18 protein-coding genes and 4 tRNA genes are annotated in these 24,076 nt (G+C 35.2%); 12 read left to right on the top strand and 10 right to left on the bottom strand.

What is annotated here, in order from left to right; genetic code table 11:
* Window positions 1-75: 75 nt before the first annotated feature.
* From GYM76_RS07760 to manD, 4 genes are read right to left on the bottom strand one after another with little or no spacing between them, the layout of a single operon-like run.
* Complete coding sequence (locus tag GYM76_RS07760; RefSeq protein WP_220225097.1) at window positions 76-1,557, bottom strand: mannitol dehydrogenase family protein; 1,482 nt, start codon at window positions 1,555-1,557, stop codon at window positions 76-78.
* 12 nt (window positions 1,558-1,569) lie between these two features.
* Window positions 1,570-2,922, bottom strand: coding sequence for an MFS transporter (locus GYM76_RS07765; RefSeq protein WP_220225098.1), 1,353 nt, complete (start codon window positions 2,920-2,922; stop codon window positions 1,570-1,572).
* Window positions 2,923-2,979: 57 nt separating this feature from the next.
* On the bottom strand, window positions 2,980-3,996 hold the full coding sequence (locus GYM76_RS07770) for a Zn-dependent oxidoreductase (protein WP_220225099.1): 1,017 nt from the start codon (window positions 3,994-3,996) through the stop codon (window positions 2,980-2,982).
* Between the two features lie 15 nt (window positions 3,997-4,011).
* Window positions 4,012-5,226, bottom strand: a complete 1,215-nt coding sequence (gene manD, locus GYM76_RS07775; protein WP_220225100.1) for a D-mannonate dehydratase ManD — start codon at window positions 5,224-5,226, stop codon at window positions 4,012-4,014.
* A 424-nt stretch (window positions 5,227-5,650) separates the two neighbouring features.
* Between manD and GYM76_RS07780 the strand changes: the two genes are divergently transcribed.
* On the top strand, window positions 5,651-6,217 hold the full coding sequence (locus GYM76_RS07780) for an aminodeoxychorismate/anthranilate synthase component II (RefSeq protein ID WP_065734224.1): 567 nt from the start codon (window positions 5,651-5,653) through the stop codon (window positions 6,215-6,217).
* 2 nt (window positions 6,218-6,219) lie between these two features.
* On the top strand, window positions 6,220-7,953 hold the full coding sequence (pabB, locus tag GYM76_RS07785) for an aminodeoxychorismate synthase component I (protein WP_220225101.1): 1,734 nt from the start codon (window positions 6,220-6,222) through the stop codon (window positions 7,951-7,953).
* Window positions 7,954-8,014: 61 nt separating this feature from the next.
* Here pabB and GYM76_RS07790 read toward each other — a convergent pair whose 3' ends face one another.
* From GYM76_RS07790 to GYM76_RS07800, 3 genes are read right to left on the bottom strand one after another with little or no spacing between them, the layout of a single operon-like run.
* The gene (locus GYM76_RS07790) at window positions 8,015-8,593 is read right to left on the bottom strand and encodes a membrane integrity-associated transporter subunit PqiC (protein WP_220225102.1); all 579 of its coding nucleotides are present in this window, start codon (window positions 8,591-8,593) and stop codon (window positions 8,015-8,017) included.
* A complete protein-coding gene (gene pqiB, locus GYM76_RS07795; RefSeq protein ID WP_220225103.1) occupies window positions 8,593-10,230 on the bottom strand; it encodes an intermembrane transport protein PqiB in 1,638 nt (545 codons plus the stop codon). The genes GYM76_RS07790 and pqiB overlap by 1 nt, the downstream gene beginning before the upstream one ends.
* 15 nt (window positions 10,231-10,245) lie before the next feature.
* On the bottom strand, window positions 10,246-11,484 hold the full coding sequence (locus GYM76_RS07800) for a PqiA/YebS family transporter subunit (protein WP_065562293.1): 1,239 nt from the start codon (window positions 11,482-11,484) through the stop codon (window positions 10,246-10,248).
* A gap of 419 nt (window positions 11,485-11,903) precedes the next feature.
* On the opposite strand from GYM76_RS07800, the gene recA reads away from it, so the two are divergent.
* The 8 genes from recA (at window position 11,904) to GYM76_RS07840 (ending at window position 17,121) form a co-directional block, all read left to right on the top strand.
* Window positions 11,904-12,950, top strand: a complete 1,047-nt coding sequence (gene recA, locus GYM76_RS07805; protein ID WP_220225104.1) for a recombinase RecA — start codon at window positions 11,904-11,906, stop codon at window positions 12,948-12,950.
* Complete coding sequence (locus tag GYM76_RS07810) at window positions 12,950-13,450, top strand: regulatory protein RecX (RefSeq protein ID WP_220225105.1); 501 nt, start codon at window positions 12,950-12,952, stop codon at window positions 13,448-13,450. Before recA ends, GYM76_RS07810 begins: the two co-directional genes overlap by 1 nt.
* A 196-nt stretch (window positions 13,451-13,646) precedes the next feature.
* Window positions 13,647-16,280, top strand: coding sequence for an alanine--tRNA ligase (gene alaS / locus GYM76_RS07815; protein ID WP_220225106.1), 2,634 nt, complete (start codon window positions 13,647-13,649; stop codon window positions 16,278-16,280).
* A 139-nt stretch (window positions 16,281-16,419) separates the two neighbouring features.
* Window positions 16,420-16,620 (top strand): carbon storage regulator CsrA, encoded by a 201-nt coding sequence (csrA, locus tag GYM76_RS07820; protein WP_065562297.1) that lies wholly within the window; start codon window positions 16,420-16,422, stop codon window positions 16,618-16,620.
* Window positions 16,621-16,743: 123 nt separating this feature from the next.
* Window positions 16,744-16,836 (top strand) — tRNA-Ser (locus GYM76_RS07825).
* Window positions 16,837-16,854: 18 nt separating this feature from the next.
* Window positions 16,855-16,931, top strand: a tRNA-Arg gene (locus tag GYM76_RS07830).
* Between the two features lie 17 nt (window positions 16,932-16,948).
* Window positions 16,949-17,025, top strand: a tRNA-Arg gene (locus GYM76_RS07835).
* 19 nt (window positions 17,026-17,044) lie between these two features.
* A tRNA-Arg gene (locus GYM76_RS07840) sits at window positions 17,045-17,121 on the top strand.
* A gap of 503 nt (window positions 17,122-17,624) precedes the next feature.
* Here the strand turns inward: GYM76_RS07840 and GYM76_RS07845 are convergent.
* Window positions 17,625-17,897: a DUF4190 domain-containing protein gene (locus GYM76_RS07845; protein ID WP_065734217.1), complete on the bottom strand. Its 273-nt coding sequence runs from the start codon at window positions 17,895-17,897 to the stop codon at window positions 17,625-17,627.
* A 600-nt stretch (window positions 17,898-18,497) separates the two neighbouring features.
* Between GYM76_RS07845 and serS the strand changes: the two genes are divergently transcribed.
* Complete coding sequence (serS, locus tag GYM76_RS07850) at window positions 18,498-19,790, top strand: serine--tRNA ligase (RefSeq protein ID WP_065734216.1); 1,293 nt, start codon at window positions 18,498-18,500, stop codon at window positions 19,788-19,790.
* A gap of 74 nt (window positions 19,791-19,864) precedes the next feature.
* Window positions 19,865-20,761 (top strand): EamA family transporter RarD, encoded by an 897-nt coding sequence (gene rarD / locus GYM76_RS07855; RefSeq protein WP_220225107.1) that lies wholly within the window; start codon window positions 19,865-19,867, stop codon window positions 20,759-20,761.
* 53 nt (window positions 20,762-20,814) lie between these two features.
* On the opposite strand, the gene pflA is transcribed toward rarD, so the two are convergent.
* The gene (gene pflA, locus GYM76_RS07860) at window positions 20,815-21,591 is read right to left on the bottom strand and encodes a pyruvate formate lyase 1-activating protein (protein WP_220225108.1); all 777 of its coding nucleotides are present in this window, start codon (window positions 21,589-21,591) and stop codon (window positions 20,815-20,817) included.
* Window positions 21,592-21,931: 340 nt separating this feature from the next.
* Window positions 21,932-23,596, bottom strand: a complete 1,665-nt coding sequence (gene ltrA, locus GYM76_RS07865; protein ID WP_220226213.1) for a group II intron reverse transcriptase/maturase — start codon at window positions 23,594-23,596, stop codon at window positions 21,932-21,934.
* Window positions 23,597-24,076 lie beyond the last annotated feature (480 nt).

The raw sequence follows: 24,076 nt of genomic DNA on the forward strand, positions 1-24,076 counted from the left end.
AAGAAAAGTTTTTTATTTAATAATAAAAGTGCAATCATCTAAAGATGATTGCACTTTGCTTATTAATTAGTGGAATTAAAAATTTTGAGTTATTTGTTTAACTGTCTCTTTCGCTCCTATGTCTCTTAAAGAATGATAAGCTTTAGTTACCTGTGCAATAAACAATGGATTTTGGGGTAGATCCTCTCCAAAAACATGTTTTAAAGATAACAGCGCATTAACTCGATCTTGATTATCAGAACTATTTAAAACAAACTCTTTTAATTTCTCAGCTGCTGGATCGCAAACTTCAATAACGTTACCACTATCATCCACGCCACTAACATAACGCATCCAAGCTGCAATACCTAAAGCTAAACAATCAAATGGTGTACCATTAGCCAAATGATATCTAACAGAATCAAGCATACGTTGAGGAAGCTTTAATGTTCCATCCATTGCGATTTGCCATGTACGATGTTTTAAACCGGTGTTGCGATATCGATCTAGTAATGAATCAGCATAAGCTGACAAATCAACATTTTTCACCCGTAATGTAGTTGCTTGCTCATTTAACATTAAATGCCTAGCTGCTTTAACATAATTAGGATCTTGCATACATTCATCAATATGCATATAACCAGCTAAATAACCTAAATAAGCGAAAAATGAATGGCTACCATTTAACATACGCAATTTCATCTCTTCATAAGGCAGTACATCATTAACTAATTCTGCTCCTGCTTTTTGCCACTCTGGACGACCAGCCACAAAATTATCTTCAATCACCCATTGTCTAAATGGTTCACCAGCAATACCTGCCGGATCATCAATACCACCAAGTTGTTTTTTTATTTTAGCCATTGTTTCTGGCGTTGCAGCGGGTACAATTCGATCAACCATTGTTGATGGGAAAGTAACATTTTCCTCAATCCATTGCGCTAAACTTTCATCGCGCTGCTTAGCCAAGGCTAACACAACATTACGAGTAACATGTCCATTTTCTGGCATATTGTCACAAGACATAACTGTAAAAGGTTTTAAACCTTGCTCTTTACGTAAACGTAGGGCTTCTACAATGACACCAGGAACAGATTTGGGTGTATGTGGATTAGTTATATCATGAATAATCAATGGATTATTAGTATCAATTGATGCCGTTGATGGTAGATAGCAATAACCTTTTTCGGTTACAGTGATTGACACAATTGCAATTTCTGGACGAGTCATCACATCTAAGACTTTCTGAATTCCATCAACATCTGCATGTAATGCTTCTTTTGCAATACCTACAACACGAGTATTCCAGTTGTCATAAGACATTTCACACACACTAAATAAACAATCTTGTTGTTTTAAATCTTGAATTTGTGCTTCACCACCTATCAAGTTAACTTCACAATATCCCCAATCGCTATCATATTGCGCAGCCAATATATCTGCATAAATAGCTTGATGAGCACGATGAAATGCCCCAAAACCAAGATGAACAATTTTGGTTTTAATTTTGCTTCTATAATAAGTTGGAACAACTACCTCTTTAGGTAGTTGTGATAAAGTTTGATTCGATAATCTCATTATTTCTTCCGTTTAATTTTTACTATCTGCCGCATCATGTAAGTCAGCTAAATCACGATCTTTTACCTCAGGCATAAGAATAGCCGAGATAAGACCAATACATGAGTAAACAATAATCATAGCCACAATTGGCCACCAATCATTTACCATTTTACAGAAAATTCCAGCCAGAATTGGGCCAAATCCTACGGCAATTAAACCACCTGCTTCTTTAGATATTGCCATTTGGGTGAATCGATTTCGAGCACCGAACATTTCGGCCATGGTGATGTTTTCTAGGGCAAATAAACCTAAAACTGCAATATTATGAATGAGAATCAAACATAATGTAATAGTATTTACAGAATGATTTATATCTACAATGATAGATAACATTGGGTATGCTAGTATAATTGCAGACAATGTTAGTATTATATAAGGAATTTTTCGACCAATCTTATCTGATAACCAACCTAAGAAAGGAATAGTCAAGAAGCCGACAATTGAACTAAACATAATTGCATCAGTTGGAATACTTTTATTAAATAATAATGCTTGCACTAAATATCCCGCTAAGAAAGTTTGGATTAGCCCAGAATTTCCTGCTTGACCAAAACGTAATCCTGTAGCTAACCAAAATGATTTACTTTTAAACATTTCAAGTAATGAGATATGTTTTGTAACATCATTATCATTTTTTAGCGTATTAGTATCATTAACCTCATCAAATACAGGGCTTTCTTTTAAATTCATTCTTAACCAGATTGCAAAAATCATAACAATAACACTTGCTATAAATGGAATGCGCCAACCCCATGCAACTAATTGATCTTTATCTAATAAAAAGAACATAAATGCCCATATTGCTGTTGCACTTAATGTCCCACAGTTAGTTCCCATTGCAACTAATGAAGAAATTACTCCTCTTTTCCCTTTCGGTGCATATTCAGCGAGCATTGTTCCTGCACCAGAAATTTCAGCACCGGCACCTAATCCTTGAATTATACGTAAAATAACCAACATCAATGGCGCTAAAATACCTACTTGAGCATAAGTTGGTAGTACACCAATTAACGTAGTACATACCCCCATCATGGTAATAGTAATGAATAGAACTTTTTTACGACCGATAGCATCACCCATGCGACCAAAAACGAAGGCACCAATGATTCGTGCAACATAACCAGCACCATAAGTACCCATTGCTAAAATCAACGCCATAATAGCAGATTGTTCTGGAAAGAAAATTTCATGAAAAACTAAAGCAGCACCTAAAGAATATAATTGAAAATCCATAAATTCTAAAGCTGTTCCTAACCAACCTGATACTGCAGCTTTAACTAAATCCGAAGTATCCCTCTCACACTTATTTCCTATATTATTCATACTGTTCTCTCTTTTAATATTTTATCTAAAAAGGTTTTTCACAAGACTTTTTTAGTGCTAATTAAAGGTCAATAAAACTTTGCAGCAATGTTTCTGATCTTTTTCAAAAGTTTCAATCGCTTGAATTACTTGGGTATAATCAAATTGATGTGTGATTAACTTTTTGGGGTCGATTAATTTTTTCTTTAACCAATCGATAACAACTGGAAACTTATTCGCATTTAATCGAGAAGAAAAAATAGATAACTCTTTACTGGTTATCCCTTGTTGAGTAATTACACAAGGATCACTTGAAAAGCCCATGATTAGGATCCTTGCTGCAGGGGAGGCAATAGAAATTGCTTCTGGCAAAATCGAAGGATGACATGCAGCGTCAATTATAATTGTCGGTTTAATATTAAGTTTTTCTAATTCATTTTTCAGTGATAGATTAGTATTATTGATAACTTTATCTGCACCGCTGGTTTGTGCCATAGCCAACCGTTCATCAATTCGATCGACAACGATAACTTGTTTAACTTTATAAACATTTTTTAGCGCTTGTACTGATGTTAGTCCCATTGGACCTGCACCATAAATTAAAGCAACATCATTTTCAGCTGGTTTCAAATGACTAGTAGCATTCGCTGCAATAGTAAACGGTTCAATCATTACAGCAAATTCATTACTAATGTCATCTGGAATCGGATAGGCATTTTTGCTTGGCACTGTTGTATATTGACTAAATCCACCATCACGGTGAACGCCTAAAACAGTCAAAGATGTACAAACATTGGGACGGCCAACTGAACAAGGATAACAACAACCACAGCTAATGACGGGATCGACAGAAACACGTTCACCAATTCTTGATCGATCTACTCCTTCACCTACTTCATCAATAACACCAAAAAATTCATGTCCTATAACTCTTGGGTATTTTGCAAATGGGTTGTGCCCTCGATAAATATGACTATCTGAACCACAAATGCCAGCTAGTTTAACTTTGACTCTTACTTCACCTTTAGCTGGTTGAGGAAGTTCACGTTCCTCGATTTCCAGTTCATTAGGTTTTTTTACAACGATACTTTTCATATAAGCTCCCTCAATTTACCAATTCCACAACGTGCCATCTTCTAAACGAGCAATTGGCAAATAAGCGGGGTTGTATGGATATTTAGCTGCTAGTTTTTCATCAAAATCGATCCCTAAACCTGGTTTGTCACTTGGGTGCATATAACCATCAGTAAAGGTCCAGTTTGGTGAGAAGACTTCTAGCATTTGCTCTGAGTAACCCATAAATTCTTGAACACCAAAGTTAGGTACCCACATATCAAAATGAAGTGCAGCTGCATGACAGATTGGTGATAAATCTGAGGGGCCATGAGAGCCTGTTCTAACTTGATAAAGCGACGCAAAATCAGCTATTCGACGCATATGAGTTATACCGCCTGCATGGGTTATTGTGGTTCGGATATAGTCAATAAGCTGTTCTTCAATTAACTGTTTACAGTCCCAAATACTGTTAAATACTTCACCTACGGCAATTGGTGTTACGGTGTGTTGGCGAATTAAGCGGAAACATTCTTGATTTTCAGCTGGTGTTGGGTCTTCCATCCAAAATAGGCGATAGTCTTCAACACTTTTACCAAATCGAGCTGCTTCAATTGGTGTTAAACGATGGTGCATGTCATGCAATAAATGTTCGTTAAAACCAAATTTATTTCTCACTGCCTCAAATAATTTTGGTGTGAAATCAAGATATTTGTCTGTTGCCCAAAACTGTTCTTCTGGATAGTTACCTCGTGTTGCTGGTTCGTAAGCTAAGTTTTTACCTTTACTTTGACCGTAAGTGGTTTTCATTCCTGGTATGCCACACTGTACTCGAATGGCCTTAAAGCCCATTTCTTTATGTTTAGCATAATCATCTAAGGCTTCTTCAATATCTTTACCTGTGGTGTGGCAATACACCATTACACCGGTACGAGAAGCTCCACCTAATAATTGATAAAGTGGCATATTGGCAACTTTACCTTTGATATCCCATAACGCCATATCTATGGCTGATATCGCTGACATTGTCACAGGTCCACGACGCCAATAGGCACCTTTATAGAAATATTGGAAAATATCTTCTATTTGACTGGCATCTCGCCCTATTAATTGTGGGCAAAGATGATCTTTAAGATATGATGCGACGGAAAGTTCACGTCCATTGAGCGTTGCATCACCTACTCCATATACGCCGTCATCTGTCGTTATTTTTAGTGTGACAAAATTCCTTCCTGGACTACAAACAAAAACTTCTGCTTTTACAATTTTCATTGAATACCTCATAAATAATTTCTGTAGCAACAAATTAATTTATTAAATACTACCATACAAGTAGATTAGTATATTTTTGTGAGTAAGATCACATTAAGAAAAAATATGACAAAGAAAAAAGTGTTTTTAATATGCTTTTTAAAAGAAACGTTTAAGTAGGGATATGTTATGCTTTGAGCATTATTGACGGTGGAATATCATTTATTTTATATACCATCCAATGTTATAGATGGTTTCGATCCCCTAAATTTTTACTTAAATTGTATTGAGAAAATACGTTCCTCAAAATTTCAAAAAAAGTTGAGGAACGGGGTTTTTGAAAGCTTATATATAAACTGCTTTATGTGATATCCCTTTTTATAATAGAATCATCTGTCACATTTCAAACCTTCATTTTTTAAAATAATTAGTATTGGATATAATTTTGATTCTTCTGATTGATAACTACGATTCATTTACATTTAATATATATGATTACCTGTGCCGTGCTGGCGCGAAGGTTATGGTCATCAAAAATGATGAAAAATCTATTGATGAATTAAAACGATTGTCGTTTTCTAAAATGGTAATTTCCCCAGGGCCAGGTACGCCAGATAATGCTGGGATATCGTTGTCAGCAATTCAGGCTTTTGAGAATAAATGTCCAATACTTGGTATCTGTTTAGGCCATCAAGCGATTGCTCAATATTTTGGATTCTCGATTATTAAAGCACCTGTACCCATGCATGGAAAAATTGATGAGATCATTCATGATGAAAAGGGATTATTTTCTGGAATTAAAAATCCTCTGTCTGTTGTAAGATATCATTCATTAATTGTACAAAATTCGTCAAATGAGTCACCTTTAACAATCACTGCTACTAATAAACAAGGGTTGATTATGGGGTTACGTCATAAAACATTACCTATCGAATCAGTACAATTCCACCCTGAAGCGATCAAGACTGAATTTGGTTTAAAAATGATAAGCAATTTTGTTAGTGAGCAATAAGCATGAAAATTTATATCGATTTTGAGGGGCAACGTAAATATTTTTGTGATCCAATAAAGATTATAAAGTCATCTGATTATCACTCAATAAAAAAACATATTGATGAGATAGAAGAGTTTATACAACAAGGTTATTTTGCTTGCGGCTATCTTGCTTATGAAAGCGCTATGGGTTTTAATGAGTCAAATAAGACCAAAATAGTCACAAAGTCAGACCAGGATTTACCTTTACTTTTTTTTGGTATTTTTGAGAGCTATACAACAATAGTTCATACTGAGTGTGCTTCACCCGAGTATTTTGAATTGTCTTGTGACACAAATATTGACGAATATCAGCAGAAAATTAGTTATATTCGATCACAAATTGAATTAGGCAATACTTATCAAACTAACTATACCATTCAATTTAACGCTCCATTCAATGGTGATCCTTTAGATTATTATCATTTTCTACAAAAAAATAATCAGGCAAATTATTGTGCCTATATTGAATTTGAAAATTATCATATTTTATCTATCTCCCCTGAGCTATTTTTTAAATTAGAAAATAGAACCATAACAACTAAACCGATGAAAGGAACAGCAGCACGAGGTTTAAATTCTGACCAAGATAAACAACAAGTGGCCTTGTTGAAGTCAGAAAAAAATCTTGCTGAAAATATGATGATTGTTGATTTACTTCGTAATGATTTAAGCAAAATATCAGTGCCAGGTTCAGTAACCGTTCCACATTTATTTACAGCAGAAAAGTATCCGACTGTCTGGCAACTCACTTCAACTATTCAAGCAACCGTAAAAGAAAATATAAGTTTGTATCAGCTATTTCAAGCGCTGTTCCCGTGTGGTTCAATTACTGGTGCGCCCAAATCAAGTACCATGCAAATCATTAGTGATATTGAAAACTCGGCCCGTGGGGTTTACTGTGGCACAATTGGTTATGTAGAACCTTTAATGAAAAAGGCAGTATTTAATATTCCAATACGAACTTTAACCATACATAATCAACAGTTGAATTATGGTGTTGGTGGTGGCATTACATGGGATTCAACTGCTGATGATGAATATCATGAGATTTTAGCTAAAACAGCTATCTTAAATCGAACGCTGACTATTCCTGAATATATTATTGAAACATTATTGCTTAAAGATGGCGAGTTGGTTTTGTTTGATATGCACTTAGATAGGTTGATAAATTCAACGAGTTATTTTGATTTTGAATGTGATATTCAAACAATTAAACAGACATTAACTAATTTAGCAAAAACTCATTCATCAGGAAGATATAAAATTAGGCTTCTGCAACCTAAATATGGCCAAGCAAAAATAAGTCTCGATAAACTTACTCATTCAATGGTAATTGATAAGCTTGATTTTGCACCCAAATGTGTCGATAAGGAAAACACTTTTCTCTATCATAAAACGACTAATCGACAACACTTTCCCGAATTAGCAGTTGGGCAAGAATATATCAATTATAATCAATATGATGAAATCACTGAGTTTGTTAATGGTAATATTGCGTTGTTGATTAATGAAAAGTGGGTAACACCAACTATTACTTCGGGTTTACTTGCTGGTACTATGCGACAGTATTATTTGGATAATCATCAATTAACCGAGCAAAAGATTGTCAAACAAGATATTTTACAAGCCGATAAAATTGCATTTATTAATAGTGTGCGAGGATGGGTTGAAATTAAAGACCAGATATTAGATAAATTAAAAGCACAGTTTTGATGATCTGAAATTAAGAGCAGAGAACATTCCGTCATCATATTGACGGAATGTTTAGTAAGTATTAATGTTTAATTGAATTTGCAAAGTCTAATTCTTCATTTTGCCAGCCTTCGGATAAGGCTTTTACCAAAGCATCATAACCATTTGTTGCAAGTGGAACATGACGTTCAATAGCTTTAGTAACGATTTTACCTTTCTTATCTGTCACTACCCAGCGTCCTTTTATGATTGCATCGCCATTATAACCGCCATGGAAACCATCAATAAAAAGTTTAACTGTAAAAGTTGGAGTGGTAATTGATTTAGTTGACACCAAATAATTAGGCAAAATTTGAGTTAAGTCTTGTGACAATCGATCGGCAAGTTGTTGAGACAGCGTTGATGCCCATAAATGATTAGTTGCTGTGACATATTTTATGTCCTGTGTTTGCAGGACAATACCGGGTTTGTTTAAGAAACTAGCTACCTCAATGGACTCAATCCAAATAAAATGATCTGTAGTTTGTGTCATTCTTGAGCCAGTCAAATTACTAGTTAATTGAAAATAACTTTTACTCGGTGCATTTGATGAACAACCAATTATAGTTCCTAATAATGTCACCAATATCGTAACTTTTAGCGTTCGAATTAATTTAACCATTATTTCTTACCTCTGGCTTTGGGTTCTTGGTCTTTTTTATTTGGCGCTGAGAAAATCAATGCATTACTTTTATTATTTAATGTGTTAAGTAAAGGAGTCAGCTCATCCATCATTAGTTGAATTTTCTGTAAACTTTCGATCATTTGCGTGTTAAGTTCAGATCCCGGTTGCAACCCTTTCATGGTCTCGTGTAATGAACGAATTGCCTTTTGTAAATCCTTAGGCATAGCTTGCATCTCTTTACTCGCCATAATTTGATTTAATGAATTCATTAGTTTTTCACTTGATTCTAATGATTTATTAAATTGTGTCATCGTGTTATTCAACGGTAAACTGTTAAAGTTGTCGAGTAATTGCAATATTTTTGCTTGAATTTGAGCAAATCCTGTTGATGTTGTTTCGATAGTATCGTAACCATATTGGTTAGCTAATTTTATATTGTATTTATTTTTTAAATCAGGATAAAAATCTAGATCAATATAAAGCGCACCAGTAAACATATTGGACGTTTTTAATGATGCTCTTAGTCCATTTTTTTGTTCATCTTTTATCAAAGCTGCTATATCGATCTTATCATCAACTAATTCTGATAGACGATCAGGCTCTATTCTGATTAATACTGGTACTTTTTGGTTGAGAATTGATCTTTCTTTTAACATTTCTGTGGTATAAAACGGTACTTTACTCACTGTACCCAATCTTATACCATGATATTCCACTGGCGCACCTTCGGTTAATCCCGATATGGAATCAGTAATCATAATTAGAAATTCTTTATATTCAGTGTACTGTGAATCTTGAATCGATTTTCTATCGTCATATAATTTATAAACATCATGTTGCTTCGCCGGTTCACCTAATTTCGCGCCATCTGGTAAATCAAAGCTGATTCCACCAGACATTAGAACATCTAACGAAGGAACTTCAAGACTTGCTCCTCGTGAAGATAGCGATAAATTGATTCCGCCCTCTTTCCAAAAGCGTACATTTTCGGTAACTAATGCATCATAAGGTTTCGTTATAAAAATTTGATATTTCATTTTACGAGCATCGACATCAAATAAGGATGTTTCAACATTACCGACTTGATAACCACGGAACATCACTTTTGCACCTCGAGGTACTACACCACTTTGGTCACTTTCTAAATTTAAGCGAATTCCTTTTATACTTGGATCAGATAACGGTGGTGTATCAGATAGAATAAATGGGTTATTTTTGAAACTATGCGTATCGTTGCCTGAGACCAGTTCAATATATACACCAGATAAAATAGTGCCAAGTCCTGTCACACCATCACGGCCAATTTCAGGTTTAACTACCCAAAAAATTGAGTCATTTTTTAACAATGGCTCCATATCATTATAAATTCGACCTTTTATGACGACTTTCTTGTAGTCATCAGATAATGTCACTTCATCAACTATACCAACGTCAACACTACGATTTTTGATTACTGTCTTACCTGCAACAATGCCATTTGCATCATTGGCTAATAAGGTAAAAGATGTGCCTCTATCAGCAAAGTGGGCATAGATAATCCATAATCCAACAACGGCGGTTACTATGGGAATAATCCATATTGCAGAAATTGCTCGGATTTTAATTATTTTTGCTAATTTTCTTGAGGTTGCCATATTATTCCTATTATTCTATTTTCGATTTCGATCCCAAAGTAAGCGTGGATCAAATTTTTGGGATGCAATCATAGTAATGATGACGACGGTTGCGAAAAAAGTAACACCAATATCAGGATAAACTCCCATCATTTGTTGGTTTCTAACTAAAGAACAAACTACAGAAACAACAAAGATATCTATCATTGACCATTTACCAATAAATTCTACCGCATTATATAATTTCTTCATTTTTAAGCAATTATGTTTATTTTTATCTTTCACGGCTAAAGCAAAATAACATAACCAGCTGAGTGAAATAATCTTTAAAATTGGAATAACCACACTTGCGGAAAAGATAACTAATGCCACTGGTACATCCCCTGACTGCCACATATAGATAACACCATCCATAATAGTTGAGGTCGACGCTGAGCCAAATACAACTGTGATCATAATTCCGAATAAATTAGCGGGAATATAAATTATTAATGAAGTTACCAATAATGCAATTGTCCATTGTATTTTATCTCGCCCTCTTACTTGGCTTTTTTGTTTACATCTTGGGCATTTAGCATACTCAACAGGGACGATTGCATGGCAACATTGACACAATTTTATATTTTGAGAAATTCCCGTCTCACCTACTTCTAATGCTTTTATTGAAAAATTACTTCGATGAATTTCATTCCAAATTTTACCCGGAGTGAAGATAACTAATGCTTTAATATAAAAGAATACAAATAAACAAAATGCCCAAAACGTGCTAGTGACACCAATATTGCCATAACTCATTAATTTAACGAAACTAACTAATATGCCAGTTAAAAATATTTCAGGCATACACCAATGTTGGAATTTTTCATAAACAATAAGTAAATCTCTTTTCCGATATTTGGTTAAATTAATATTTGAACAAAGTAAGGCAATAATAGATAAATTGAGTAATGGAAAGACTAATACGAAAAAAATAAATAATGCTGAAATATAACTATATTTATCAATAAAAAGTATTCTTGGAATGTCCAGCACACTTACGCCATTGACATTACCAACTAAATTGATATCAATAAAAACAAAACCACAAGCAACAATGAGCATAATTAGAGAGCAAATTGCATACATTGCCGCTCTAAACTTCATATTGACATTGTTTTTAAATAATATTGTATTACATCGTGGACAAACAGCTTTGTGGCCAACTGCAACATCAGCTAATTCGATGACCAAATCACAATGAGAACACAATACATAGTCTTGACTATCAGTGGTCATTATTTTCCTTTATTTATATTTTAAGCTATAAAGATGTTTTTGATTAGCATAACATTTAGGTATAAAAATCTTCAATGATTATAATATGTTGAGGCAATTAATTTAATACATCAATAACGACTAAAATTTATTTCTATCATCATACCAAATGGTCTTTTTTTATGAAAGTATTACCTAATTAAATTACTTTAATTTGATTATTCTCATTTTTTAAAAGCTCTATTTTTTAGTCGCCTTTTTAAATAATTCAATATCTTTTTCAGCACTAGATCATAAACAAATTCTGCAAAAAATTAATAAATTTTGTGACCAATTTCACAGAGTTAACTAATTTATGAATGTTTATAAAAAAAACTTGATACTGTATAACAATACAGTATAATGTACCCCAATATCCTTACTTATTGGAATTTTATTATATGAATGAAAACAAACAACGTGCACTTTCTGCAGCATTAAGCCAAATCGAGAAACAATTTGGTAAAGGTTCAATAATGCGTTTAGGTGATACTCAGACACTAGACGTAGATGCGGTTTCAACAGGTTCTTTAGGGTTAGATATTGCATTAGGTATCGGCGGCTTGCCAATGGGAAGAATTGTTGAAATTTTTGGGCCGGAGTCATCAGGGAAAACAACATTAACATTATCTGTTATTGCTCAAGCACAAAAAGAAGGTAAAACCTGTGCATTTATCGATGCTGAACATGCTTTAGATCCTATCTATGCAGCTAAGTTAGGTGTTCAAGTCGATGATTTATTAGTTTCTCAACCTGATACAGGAGAGCAAGCTCTTGAAATTTGTGATGCATTAGTTCGTTCTGGTGCAGTTGATGTGATTATTGTGGACTCGGTTGCAGCATTAACACCAAAAGCAGAAATTGAAGGTGAAATGGGCGATTCTCACATGGGGTTACAAGCACGCTTAATGTCTCAAGCATTACGTAAATTAACCGCTAATATCAAAAATGCAAATTGTCTTGTCGTTTTCATTAACCAAATTCGTATGAAAATTGGTGTAATGTTTGGAAATCCAGAAACCACTACCGGTGGTAATGCCTTAAAATTCTATGCATCTGTTCGTTTAGATATTCGTCGTACTGGTGCGGTAAAAGAAGGCGAAGATGTTATTGGTAGTGATACGCGTGTAAAAGTAGTTAAAAATAAAGTAGCTGCGCCGTTTAGACAAGCTGAATTCCAAATCCTTTATGGATGTGGTATCTCTAAAGAAGGTGAATTGATTGATTTAGGTGTTAAACATAAATTAGTCGATAAGGCTGGAGCTTGGTATAGCTACAACGGTGAGAAAGTAGGTCAAGGTAAAGCAAATTCAATTAAGTTTTTACAAGAACATCCTGAAATTGCCAAAGAACTTGAAACTAAATTACGCGATTTATTGTTAAACAGTCCTGCTGTTTTCTCTGCTGATGATGAAGGCGTTTCGGCAGATGATGAAAGCTTTGAGTAATGGAAAAAAAACTCAATAAATTAATCTTAAATAAAGCTGTGCAATTACTTGCACAGCGTGATCACTCATCATGCGAACTTAGCCGAAAATTAACATTATTTTTTAGCAAAAAAATTACTTGCTCAAAAGATGATTATCCAGAACAACTAAATAAGTTAAAAACAGAAATAGGACATGTAATTGCACACTGTACTAATCAACATTGGATGGATGATAAGCAGTATATTGAAAAGTATATCTTTATGCGTGCTCATAAAGGTTATGGAAAATATAAAATAAGCTTGGAATTAAAACAGCGAGGTTTGTCATCAGATCTTAGTAGAGAGTTATTACTTTTAGCTGATATTGATTGGTCAAAAATTGCACATCATCAATTATTAAAAAAGTTCAAACTTATCGCCCCCCAGAATAATCAACAAAAACAAAAAGTAATACAATTTTTAAAAGCTCGAGGATTTACACAACTTGATATAAAAACTGCGTATAGTTTGTTGACTTAAATTATTATAGTCCCTACAATATTACTTAGATAATACCCATTACGTAAAAAGCTCTCAAGATCTTTTAATTTTATTCCTTATTACTTATTAATAGTAACTAGATCAATCGTTGTACTAAGAATATTTACTTTTCAACTTAAGTTGTAACGGGTATATTACTATGTCTAAAAATTTATCGTTTAATATGGAAGCATAAATGAAAAGCACTGCAGAAATTCGTCAAAGTTTTCTTGACTTTTTCCATAGCAAAGGACACGAAATCGTTGCAAGTAGTTCCCTTGTTCCACACAATGACCCAACACTTTTATTTACAAATGCGGGAATGAATCAGTTTAAAGATGTTTTTCTTGGTATTGATAAAAGACCTTATACCAGAGCAACAACATCTCAACGTTGTGTGCGAGCAGGCGGAAAACATAATGACCTTGACAACGTAGGTTATACTGCTAGGCATCATACTTTTTTTGAAATGCTTGGGAATTTCAGTTTTGGCGATTATTTTAAACGTGATGCGATTCATTTTGCTTGGGAACTACTAACCAGTGAAAAATGGTTTAATCTACCAAAAGACAGATTGACGGTTACTGTTTATGCAACTGATGATGAAGCATTTGCTATTTGGGAAAATGAAATCGGTATTCCTAAAGAGCGTATCATCCGCATAGGCGATAATAAAGGTGCACCATATGCATCCGATAACTTTTGGCAAATGGGTGATACAGGACCTTGTGGACCTTGTACAGAAATTTTTTATGATCATGGTGATCATATATGGGGTGGACCACCTGGAAGTGCTGAAGAAGATGGTGACAGATTTATTGAAATTTGGAATCTCGTCTTTATGCAATTTAACCGTCTCGCTGATGGTACTATGGAACCTTTGCCTAAACCATCAGTTGATACTGGTATGGGGCTTGAACGAATAGCAGCTGTGTTACAACATGTCAATTCAAATTATGATATTGATCTGTTTAAAACATTAATAAAAGCTGCAGCTGAAATCATTCAAGTTAAAGATTTAGAAAGTAAATCATTAAGAGTAATTGCAGATCATATACGTTCTTGCGCCTTTTTAGTTTCTGATGGAGTCCTACCTTCAAATGAAGGGCGTGGTTATGTATTACGTAGAATTATTCGCCGAGCAGTACGCCATGGACATATGTTAGGTGCTAAAGATATTTTCTTCTATAAGCTAGTTAAACCATTAATTGACGTAATGGGAAGTGCTGCTAATGAATTAGCAAATAATCAAAAGATAGTTGAAAATACACTTAAAACTGAAGAAGAGCAGTTCTTAAAAACATTAGAACGGGGTTTATTCTTACTTGACCAAGAGTTAGGAAAGATTACTAACAATGTATTACCTGGCGATATTGCTTTTAAACTCTATGATACTTATGGTTTTCCATTAGATTTAACCGCTGACGTTTGTCGCGAGAAGAATATCACTATTGATGAAAATGGCTTTAATCAATGCATGGAAGAACAACGTAAACGAGCTCGTGAATCTAGTTCATTCAGCGTTGATTATAGCAATATGATTAAGCTTGATGATAAGACAGAGTTTTTAGGTTATCAGTCTAGCGAAGCTTCAGGAAAAGTGATTGCAATCTTCCAAAATGGAAACAAAGTTGAAACAATAAATGCCGGTGATCAAGCTGTTGTCATATTAGATAAAACACCATTTTATGGTGAATCTGGTGGTCAAGTTGGCGATAAAGGTGTATTAACCGCTGCCGATTTAGTATTTAACGTTTCAGACAGCCAGAAATATGGTAAAAGCATTGGTCATATAGGTAAGGTCACCAAAGGATCATTGAAAGTTGGTGATATAGTAACAGCTGCAATCGATGTAGAGATACGTGAACGCATTCGTCGTAATCATTCTGCAACACATTTATTACAAGCCGCGTTACAACGTATTTTAGGAAGTCATGTACATCAAAAAGGATCATTAGTTAACGATAGCTATCTTCGGTTTGATTTTTCACATAATCAACCGATTACATCAGAACAAATTGAAGAAATTGAAAATTTAGTTAATCAACAAATTCGACGTAATTTACCAGTAGACATAGAACTCATGCCTATTGATCAGGCTAAAAATAAAGGTGCTATGGCGCTATTTGGTGAAAAATACGAAGATATTGTAAGAGTATTAACTATGGGAGATTTCTCCATTGAGCTTTGCGGTGGAACACATGTTGATAGAACTGGAGATATAGGACTATTTAAAATTATTTCTGAGTCAAGTATTGCATCAGGAGTACGTCGTATTGAAGCTACTTCAGGTCAAAATGCGATGGAATATATACACCATGAATCCAATTTGCTAAATCAAATTGGACAATTGGTTAAAAGTGATAAATCTGCTGTTTTATCACGAATCGAGCAACTGCTCGATCAAACCAAAACACTTGAAAAAGCAATAGAGCAGTTAAAAGCCCAACAAGCTAGCCAACAAAGTGGGCAATTGCTTAATCAATGTGTGGAAATCAATAATAAAAACTTACTAATTGCTAAGGTTGATAACGTCGAGGCAAAAATGTTACGTACCATGATTGATGATCTTAAAAATCAATTAAAAACTGGTGTAATTATTTTAGCCGCTGTCAATGATGGCAAAATCAATTTAGCTGCTGGTGTAACCAATGATTTATTAAACATTGTTAAAGCTGGCGAATTAGTTTCTCAATTAGCATTAAAAGTAGGTGGTAAAGGCGGTGGGCGGCCTGATTTCGCTCAAGCAGGTGGAATGGATCTTTCGGCGTTACCAGAAGCGTTATCTTCTGTAAAAAAGGAAATCAGTAATAAATTACAAGCAAGTTAGCCGGAAGTACTCCAGTGTTGTTAATTAGACATTAGTGTATTTCTGTAAAATTACGTCTTTCTATCTTATCGATAGTAGGCTGACGAAGCTATATCTTAAAATTGTTTGGATATATACTTAACTGATATTAGGAGATCTAATGTTAATTTTAACTAGGAGAGTAGGTGAAACACTTATCATTGGTGACGATGTTGTTATTACCGTCTTGGGCGTGAAAGGCAATCAGGTCAGAGTCGGTATTAACGCACCTAAAGAAGTTTCTATTCATAGAGAAGAAATTTACAACCGTATTCATCAATCACAAGACAAAGTTGATGAATTAGTTCAACCCAAAGAGTAATATTGGGCACTAAATAAACAACCAGCACGTGTTCGCAAAAAAATGTTTGACTTATTTTTTGTAGAACGTAATATGTGCGCCACACATTATGATTTTGTTGTTCAAGCAGAGTCATAATGTTTTGGTGAGATGGCCGAGAGGCTGAAGGCGCTCCCCTGCTAAGGGAGTATGCGGTCAAAAGCTGCATCGAGGGTTCGAATCCCTCTCTCACCGCCATTTTAAAAATTAAAATATGCATCCGTAGCTCAGCTGGATAGAGTACCCGGCTACGAACCGGGCGGTCAGGGGTTCGAATCCCTTCGGATGCACCATTTTAAAAACCTAATACGCATCCGTAGCTCAGCTGGATAGAGTACCCGGCTACGAACCGGGCGGTCAGGGGTTCGAATCCCTTCGGATGCACCATTTTTTTACGAACTTACAAGCATCCGTAGCTCAGCTGGATAGAGCACTCGGCTTCGAACCGAGCGGTCAGGGGTTCGAATCCCTTCGGGTGCGCCATTTAAGCATCCTAAAAACCTTCTTCGATTTATAATGCCAATTAAACGTTATATTGAATATCATAAAAGGTTATACTCATTAACAATGTTATTTACTTTTAGCTTATTAGGACTACAAACTATTTTAAAAACGTTGAATGCTATAAATCACTATACAAAGCTTTTTCTGTTTTCCCTTAAATATTACCCTACCCGCTCTTAAAAAGCTTCGTACGAGCTTAAATTTTAAATTGGCAATAATAAAATTAAAGTACATCGACTTAGAAAAATAAAGTTATAAAAAGAACATCAAGGACAACCGAAAAATAATTACTTAAAAGCTTTGTTTATACTTTCAATGATGAAATTAAAGAATTAAATATTAAGAAGCCTATATTGAATGTTTGATATGAAATGCAATGCGTTTATTGCAGAAACAATTGGGTATTTATTAGAACACAATCTTTTATTCATAATAAGCTGACAGCTTTTAATTCACCATAACATTATTCTTTATTTATGAGATTAATGGTTAGCTGATAATAATATACTGCCAATTACGAAAAAGAATAAAAACCATAATACAAGGGTAATGATTCCACAAACGATTCCTGCTGTTGCAAAACCAGAACCACTTTTGTTATTAGTTTTTATATCACTTTTAGCAACTGCACTTAATACTATAGCTACAATAGCTAATACAATGCTTATAAGGCCTATTGGGATTAGTGATATAATTCCGCAAACCATCCCTGCTATAGCTAAACCACTTATTACTTTATATTGCTGTTGATCCACTTATTTTTTGCTCCGTAAAGATTTCGAAAAGTTAAACAAATTGTGATTAAGTATAATATTATCGGTTTAGCAGATCAATCTAAGACAGATTCCACTTTACCAATGGCAAATCATAATAATTTATTCCATTAAATATCTTAATAAGATTTATATCAGCAAAAATAAACATATAATCTTAAATAAATGGTTTGTACGTTGATTTACAACTATGAAATACAGAAAAATAGACTTCAACTCAAAATACAGCATTGGTATTATAAAATTTACTAAAAAATGATTGTTAATAACTTGTATTTGTTTTTCCTTTTATGAATAATAGTTAAGTTAAAATATTCAACAGTATTAGCAAATAAAATAATAGATAAAATTTATATATGTATAAAATCAGCATATATAAAAAATGATTATTTTTTATCCTATTGAACTACTTTGATTTATGGCTATCAGTTAGATTTCTTCGGGTTTACCACTTCGGTTGAAACCCGATATAATTCTAGTATACTAAGCTCACAAATTTCATATGTGTTATTCATCATATTTTTTGTTAACTCAAACAGAAAATTAAATAGATAACATTAATAAACGATAATGGACTTTTTTATGTTGGACCCAAATTTACTTCGAAACGAATTAGATCTTGTTGCTAGCAAATTAGCACGTCGTGGTTTTAAATTAGATGTTGAAACCATTCGACAATTAGAAGAAAAGCGCAAAATATTACAAGTTGAAACTGAAAATTTACAAGCACAGCGTAATGCCCGCTCTAAAGCTATTGGGGAAGCTAAAGCTCGTGGTGAAGATATTTCAGTTGTACGAGAAGAAGTAAACCAATTAGGCGAAAAGCTTAACAGCGCTAAAGCAGAGCTTGATATCCTTTTAAACCAAATTAAAGATATTGCATCCAACATTCCAAATATTCCTGATGACTCTGTACCCGATGGTAAAGATGAAAGCGATAATGTTGAGGTATCTCGTTTTGGTACACCAAGGACTTTTGATTTTCCAATACAAGACCATGTCGCTTTAGGTGAACGTTTTGGTGGCCTTGATTTTGCTGCTGGGGTAAAACTTACTGGTGCACGTTTTGTGGTGATGAAATCACAATTAGCCCGTTTACATCGAGCGATTACTCAATTTATGTTAGATCTGCATACTGAACAACATGGCTATGCTGAAATCTATGTTCCATATCTTGTTAATCATGCTACCTTATTTGGCACAGGTCAATTACCTAAATTTGCAGGTGATCTTTTCCATACTAAACCTCTCGATGAAGAAGCTGAAAGCAGTAACTATGCATTAATTCCAACGGCAGAAGTGCCGGTAACTAACTTAGTGCGTGATGAGATACTTGATGAAAGCCAGCTTCCGATGAAAATGACTGCTCATACACCTTGTTTCCGTTCTGAAGCAGGCTCTTATGGCAAAGATACCCGTGGCTTAATTCGTATGCATCAGTTTGATAAAGTCGAACTTGTGCAAATTGTTAAACCGGAAGAATCTATGAAAGCTTTAGAAGAGCTGACAGCACATGCGGAAAAGGTTTTACAGCTACTTGAATTGCCATACCGTAAAATCGTATTGTGTACCGGCGATATGGGCTTTGGTTCATGCAAAACTTACGATCTTGAAGTTTGGGTACCGGCTCAAAACACTTATCGAGAAATCTCGTCTTGTTCTAATATGTGGGATTTCCAAGCTCGCCGAATGCAAGCCCGATATCGTAATAAAGCGGATAACAAAACCTATTTAGTCCATACCTTAAATGGCTCAGGATTAGCTGTTGGACGCACATTAGTGGCAATCATGGAAAACTACCAACAGGCAGACGGAAGCATTAAAGTGCCTTCTGTTTTAGTACCATATATGAATGGTGTTGAAGTAATCGGTTAACCATGTACTAAAAGTTTGCTTACTTCATTTTTAGCGCTATTAATTAGCGCTATTTTTTTATTAAAGGTGGAAAAATGATTAAAGGTGTTGTTCTTTCAATACTCGCATCATGCCTTTTTGGCTTACTTTACTACTATCCGGTTTTACTACAGCCTCTTCCTGTGGTTGACATCTTTTGCTGGCGTTTATTAACCTCGTTTCCAGCCATAGTGGTGTTAGTCTTTATAGAACACCAGTGGTCCGCAATTAGGGATTTATTTAAGCGTATTAGAGAGCAACCGATGATTTTAGTCGGATTGATCTTTTCCTCCCTATTGTTAACTATTCAGATGTTAATTTTCATTTGGGCACCGCTTAATGGGCATGGCTTATCTGCTTCTTTAGGTTATTTCTTATTACCATTAACCATGGTGATTTCAGGTCAGATTTTTTACAAGGAAAAACTCAGCTTTTTGCAAAAGATTGCCGTTTGCCTTGCTACTATCGGCGTAGCCGTTGAAATCTATACCACAGGCGCATTTTCGTGGGAAACAGCAGTGGTTGCATTGGGTTACCCCATTTACTTTATTACACGTCGTAAATTGCAAATAGAGGGGATTTGTGGCACCTTTTCCGACTTCTTTTTTATATTTATTGGTTGCGTGATTTATTTCGCCTTTAATTACCCATTTAGCCAGATTGTGAGTGATATTACGCACTTTCACATTTTTATCCCAATGCTGGGGATCATTACTGCTATCGCCTTTGCTATGTACTTTTTAGCTAGACGACTATTACCTTTGGGATTATTTGGTTTGCTTGGATATGTTGAACCCGTTTTATTAACGCTTGTATCAGTTCTATTTTTGCATGAATCGATCTCGGCACAACATATTGTCTCTTACAGCTTTATTTGGTTGTCAGTATGCGTACTTGCGCTGGAGGGAACGATTTTTGTTTTGCGAGCAATAAAGCGTAAAAGAATTAGATAAAAAAGGATAGCAACGAAAAAGGTACCATAGCTGGTACCTTTTTTATTATCATGTTATTTACTAAATGTAACCGATTGACCATAACTTTCTATGATCTGTTGTATTCTGTCTAAGGTTTCTCGCGGTGGCGCCTCTACCCCTTCTAACTGATATTTATCTCCGAACGTATCCCATTTGTAAGCGCCCATTTTATGATAGGGTAATAACTCTACTCGCTCAATATTCTCCATACCTTGAATAAATTGCCCTAAAAGATGTGCGGAATTATCATCATCAGTCCACCCCGGTACAACTACATATCGTATCCAGGTTCGCTTATTAATTTTTTGTAGATATTTAGCAAACTCGAGCACACGCTTATTAGGTACGCCAACTAGTTTTTGATGTATTTCATCATTGATTTGTTTGAGATCTAACATGACTAAGTCTGTCACTTCCATAAGTGCTTCAACTGTGTGATCTAACTGTCTTGCATAACCATTGGTATCTAAGCATGTGTGAATACCTTCTTGATGACAAGCTTTAAACCATTCAGTAATAAACTCAGATTGTAGTGTCGCTTCACCGCCAGAAGCGGTTACGCCCCCGCCATTAGGCATAATAAAACTTTTGTAAGTAACGATCTCTTTCATCAATTCATCAACAGTGACTTCACGGCCTGCTTTTAAATCCCAAGTATCTCGGTTGTGGCAGTACAAGCAACGCATCAAGCAACCCTGAAAAAAAACAATGAAACGTATACCTGGCCCATCTACGGTACCAAACGACTCATAAGAGTGGATGCGACCTTTGATTGGTTGCTTTGTTGTCATAATAATATTTTGTTCCATAAAAATTCTCTAGTGCTTGCTCATATTACTTTTTTATTGTTTAAGATATTTTAACTCATATGATACTTTCTTACACCAATTGTATTAATTGGATAATCGCTTATTAAATTAATGATGAGAATAACAGTTGAAAAACGTTCTTTTTAATAATATTGATATGGAATCAATAAATCTTAATCTTATTCTGATAAAAAAATAGCGCCTCAAGTAGGCGCCATTTTAAGTTAGTATCAGTTAACTAAAGTCGGGTAGCAACGACACATTACTGTGTCGCCGCCCCCTAAGAACTGTACGAGCGAATTTCTCCGCATACAGCTCAAGCCTTTCTATTAACTTATTGCTAAGTCGGTTTCAATACCTCCAACTTCAGTGCATGAACTTTAGTATGACATACAGGATGTAATAATACCCTATTTTTCAGTTTATTATCTCCACCCTGTACACGGTATATAATATGGTGGTCATGCCATCCCGTCTCTTTTGTGATAGGGAGATGACATAATCCACAACGCCCTTTTTGTTCCTTATACAACCTTTGCCATTGACTTCTGTGCGAATAATCCTCGTACATCCGTTTTTGGTATAATGTTTCGCCGTATAATTCCCATTCAGGTAAAAACGGGTTGTATTCCGATTTTACCTTAACATGACGTTTAATCTCTGTCCTACTGCAAAACAGTAATTCAGTCCATATTTTCTCGCCGTGTCGATTCTTTGTATGTGTCCCGAATATCCAGTCTCTGCTTTGTATCTTTGTAAAGTATTTCTCTTTAACAAATCGTTTCCGCCTATTACCGTGTCTTCGGCAACACCATTTCCAAATCGCTTTCCAGACTAAGTGGTCTACTTTACTGTACGTTTCTTTAGCGACAATGCTACGGTGATAGTTAGCCCATCCCCTTAACATTGGATTTAATTTTCCTATTAGTATGTCTTGTTTAACCATTTTCATGGCACTTATTGTTTCTTTCACCTTGCGATAAAATGCTTTCACATTCTTTTTGCTAGGCTTAATCAACAATTTGCCTTTAAATGATTTCACCGTCCAACCGAGAAAATCAAATCCTTGCTCGATATTAACAACGTGAGTTTTCTTTTCCGATAAGGTTAATCCCCTCTCTTTCAAAAATTCCCGCATTATTGGCAGAACTTCATTTTCAAGTAATTCTTTCGAACTCCCCGATATAATAAAATCGTCCGCATATCGAACCATATACACCTTATTAGCTCGCCGTTGTCTATTTCCAATTACACCAAAGTGTTTAGTTAATAGCTCGTCAATGCCATCTAGTGCCATATTTGCTAAAGTTGGTGAGATGATACCCCCTTGTGGTGTACCCTCTGCCGTCCGTGTAACCTGTCCCATATCTACTACGCCAGATTTTAACCATTTTGCTAATATCCGTTTATTCATCGGAATATTTTCGATTAACCAATCGTGGTTAATATGGTCAAAACAACCCTGTATATCCGCATCCAATACCCATTGCGCCGTTTGTCTCATTTGACTTCCTTTGCGTGAGAATATTTTATGCACGTGGCTTATCGCATCCGCCGTTGAACGATTGATTCGAAAACCATACGAGTTTTTATCCGCCGTTGTTTCTGCAACAGGCTGTAAAGCGAATAAGTACAGCGCTTGCATTGCTCTGTCTTTCATGGTCGGAATGCCTAAAGGGCGCTTCTTTCCATCAGACTTAGGGATATAAATCCGCCTTAATGGCATCGGTTTATATCCTTTACTTGTCAGCGTTGCAATCGCTTCCCATTTACTCTTAGGTGTTGACCATGTAACTTTATCAACCCCTGCCGTTCTTTTACCTCTGTTTTCTGTCACTCTCCGCACCGCTAATTGCTTAGCATACGTTGAGCGTGTTAGTAACCGTTGTAAGCGTTTAACCTTACGGTAGTCACCTTCAATTGTCGCCTTCGCAATCCGTACCTGCAACCCTTTAACATGCTTTGTTGCTTTGACCCAATCAATTTTGTGCCATAGCTCATTCATGTCAGGAGTCGCTGGAGCTGGACTACTTTTAACTTTTTCGTTAAACTTAGTGTACTCTTTCATACTTACTCCTGTAGTAACAGAAATAAGCAGAAATCTACTTGGTTTTTTGTGAATAATTTCTTCGAGTTGGACCACAGGAAGAAGAATTATTCAATGTACCAAATAAATTCTACTTCTCTGTCACATGGTGAATTGTTAGAGTAGGGAAATGGGCTTGTTTTCACTTGCCTATTTCCTGTCCTCACCCAATCACTCCCGAAGAAATGACCACAAAAGGATTTGCCAACATCTTACGATGAAAGACCAGTTAGAAGTCTGCACCCTTTCGGATTAGGTCATGTTTCATACCCTATATCAGCCATTACAGCCAATCATTCGCTTTCTCTAACCTCCTTTACCTGCACCCCCATCAGTATCGCTTGCGCTTTACCTGCCCTAAGGCGGAAATACAGGCTTACCAAGTTCCATTATTATCAC

This window comes from Gilliamella sp. ESL0443 (assembly GCF_019469165.1).
GTDB classification, from domain to species: domain Bacteria; phylum Pseudomonadota; class Gammaproteobacteria; order Enterobacterales; family Orbaceae; genus Gilliamella; species Gilliamella apicola_E.

Bases quoted from the DNA above. Each gene is read 5' to 3' on its own strand.
- recA (WP_220225104.1), top strand. From the start codon at position 11,904: ATGAATGAAAACAAACAACGTGCACTTTCTGCAGCATTAAGCCAAATC.
- GYM76_RS07800 (WP_065562293.1), bottom strand. From the start codon at position 11,484: ATGACCACTGATAGTCAAGACTATGTATTGTGTTCTCATTGTGATTTG.
- GYM76_RS07765 (WP_220225098.1), bottom strand. From the start codon at position 2,922: ATGAATAATATAGGAAATAAGTGTGAGAGGGATACTTCGGATTTAGTT.
- serS (WP_065734216.1), top strand. From the start codon at position 18,498: ATGTTGGACCCAAATTTACTTCGAAACGAATTAGATCTTGTTGCTAGC.
- manD (WP_220225100.1), bottom strand. From the start codon at position 5,226: ATGAAAATTGTAAAAGCAGAAGTTTTTGTTTGTAGTCCAGGAAGGAAT.
- GYM76_RS07770 (WP_220225099.1), bottom strand. From the start codon at position 3,996: ATGAAAAGTATCGTTGTAAAAAAACCTAATGAACTGGAAATCGAGGAA.
- alaS (WP_220225106.1), top strand. From the start codon at position 13,647: ATGAAAAGCACTGCAGAAATTCGTCAAAGTTTTCTTGACTTTTTCCAT.
- pqiB (WP_220225103.1), bottom strand. From the start codon at position 10,230: ATGGCAACCTCAAGAAAATTAGCAAAAATAATTAAAATCCGAGCAATT.
- ltrA (WP_220226213.1), bottom strand. From the start codon at position 23,596: ATGAATGAGCTATGGCACAAAATTGATTGGGTCAAAGCAACAAAGCAT.
- GYM76_RS07760 (WP_220225097.1), bottom strand. From the start codon at position 1,557: ATGAGATTATCGAATCAAACTTTATCACAACTACCTAAAGAGGTAGTT.
- GYM76_RS07810 (WP_220225105.1), top strand. From the start codon at position 12,950: ATGGAAAAAAAACTCAATAAATTAATCTTAAATAAAGCTGTGCAATTA.
- pabB (WP_220225101.1), top strand. From the start codon at position 6,220: ATGAAAATTTATATCGATTTTGAGGGGCAACGTAAATATTTTTGTGAT.
- csrA (WP_065562297.1), top strand. From the start codon at position 16,420: ATGTTAATTTTAACTAGGAGAGTAGGTGAAACACTTATCATTGGTGAC.
- pflA (WP_220225108.1), bottom strand. From the start codon at position 21,591: ATGGAACAAAATATTATTATGACAACAAAGCAACCAATCAAAGGTCGC.
- rarD (WP_220225107.1), top strand. From the start codon at position 19,865: ATGATTAAAGGTGTTGTTCTTTCAATACTCGCATCATGCCTTTTTGGC.
- GYM76_RS07790 (WP_220225102.1), bottom strand. From the start codon at position 8,593: ATGGTTAAATTAATTCGAACGCTAAAAGTTACGATATTGGTGACATTA.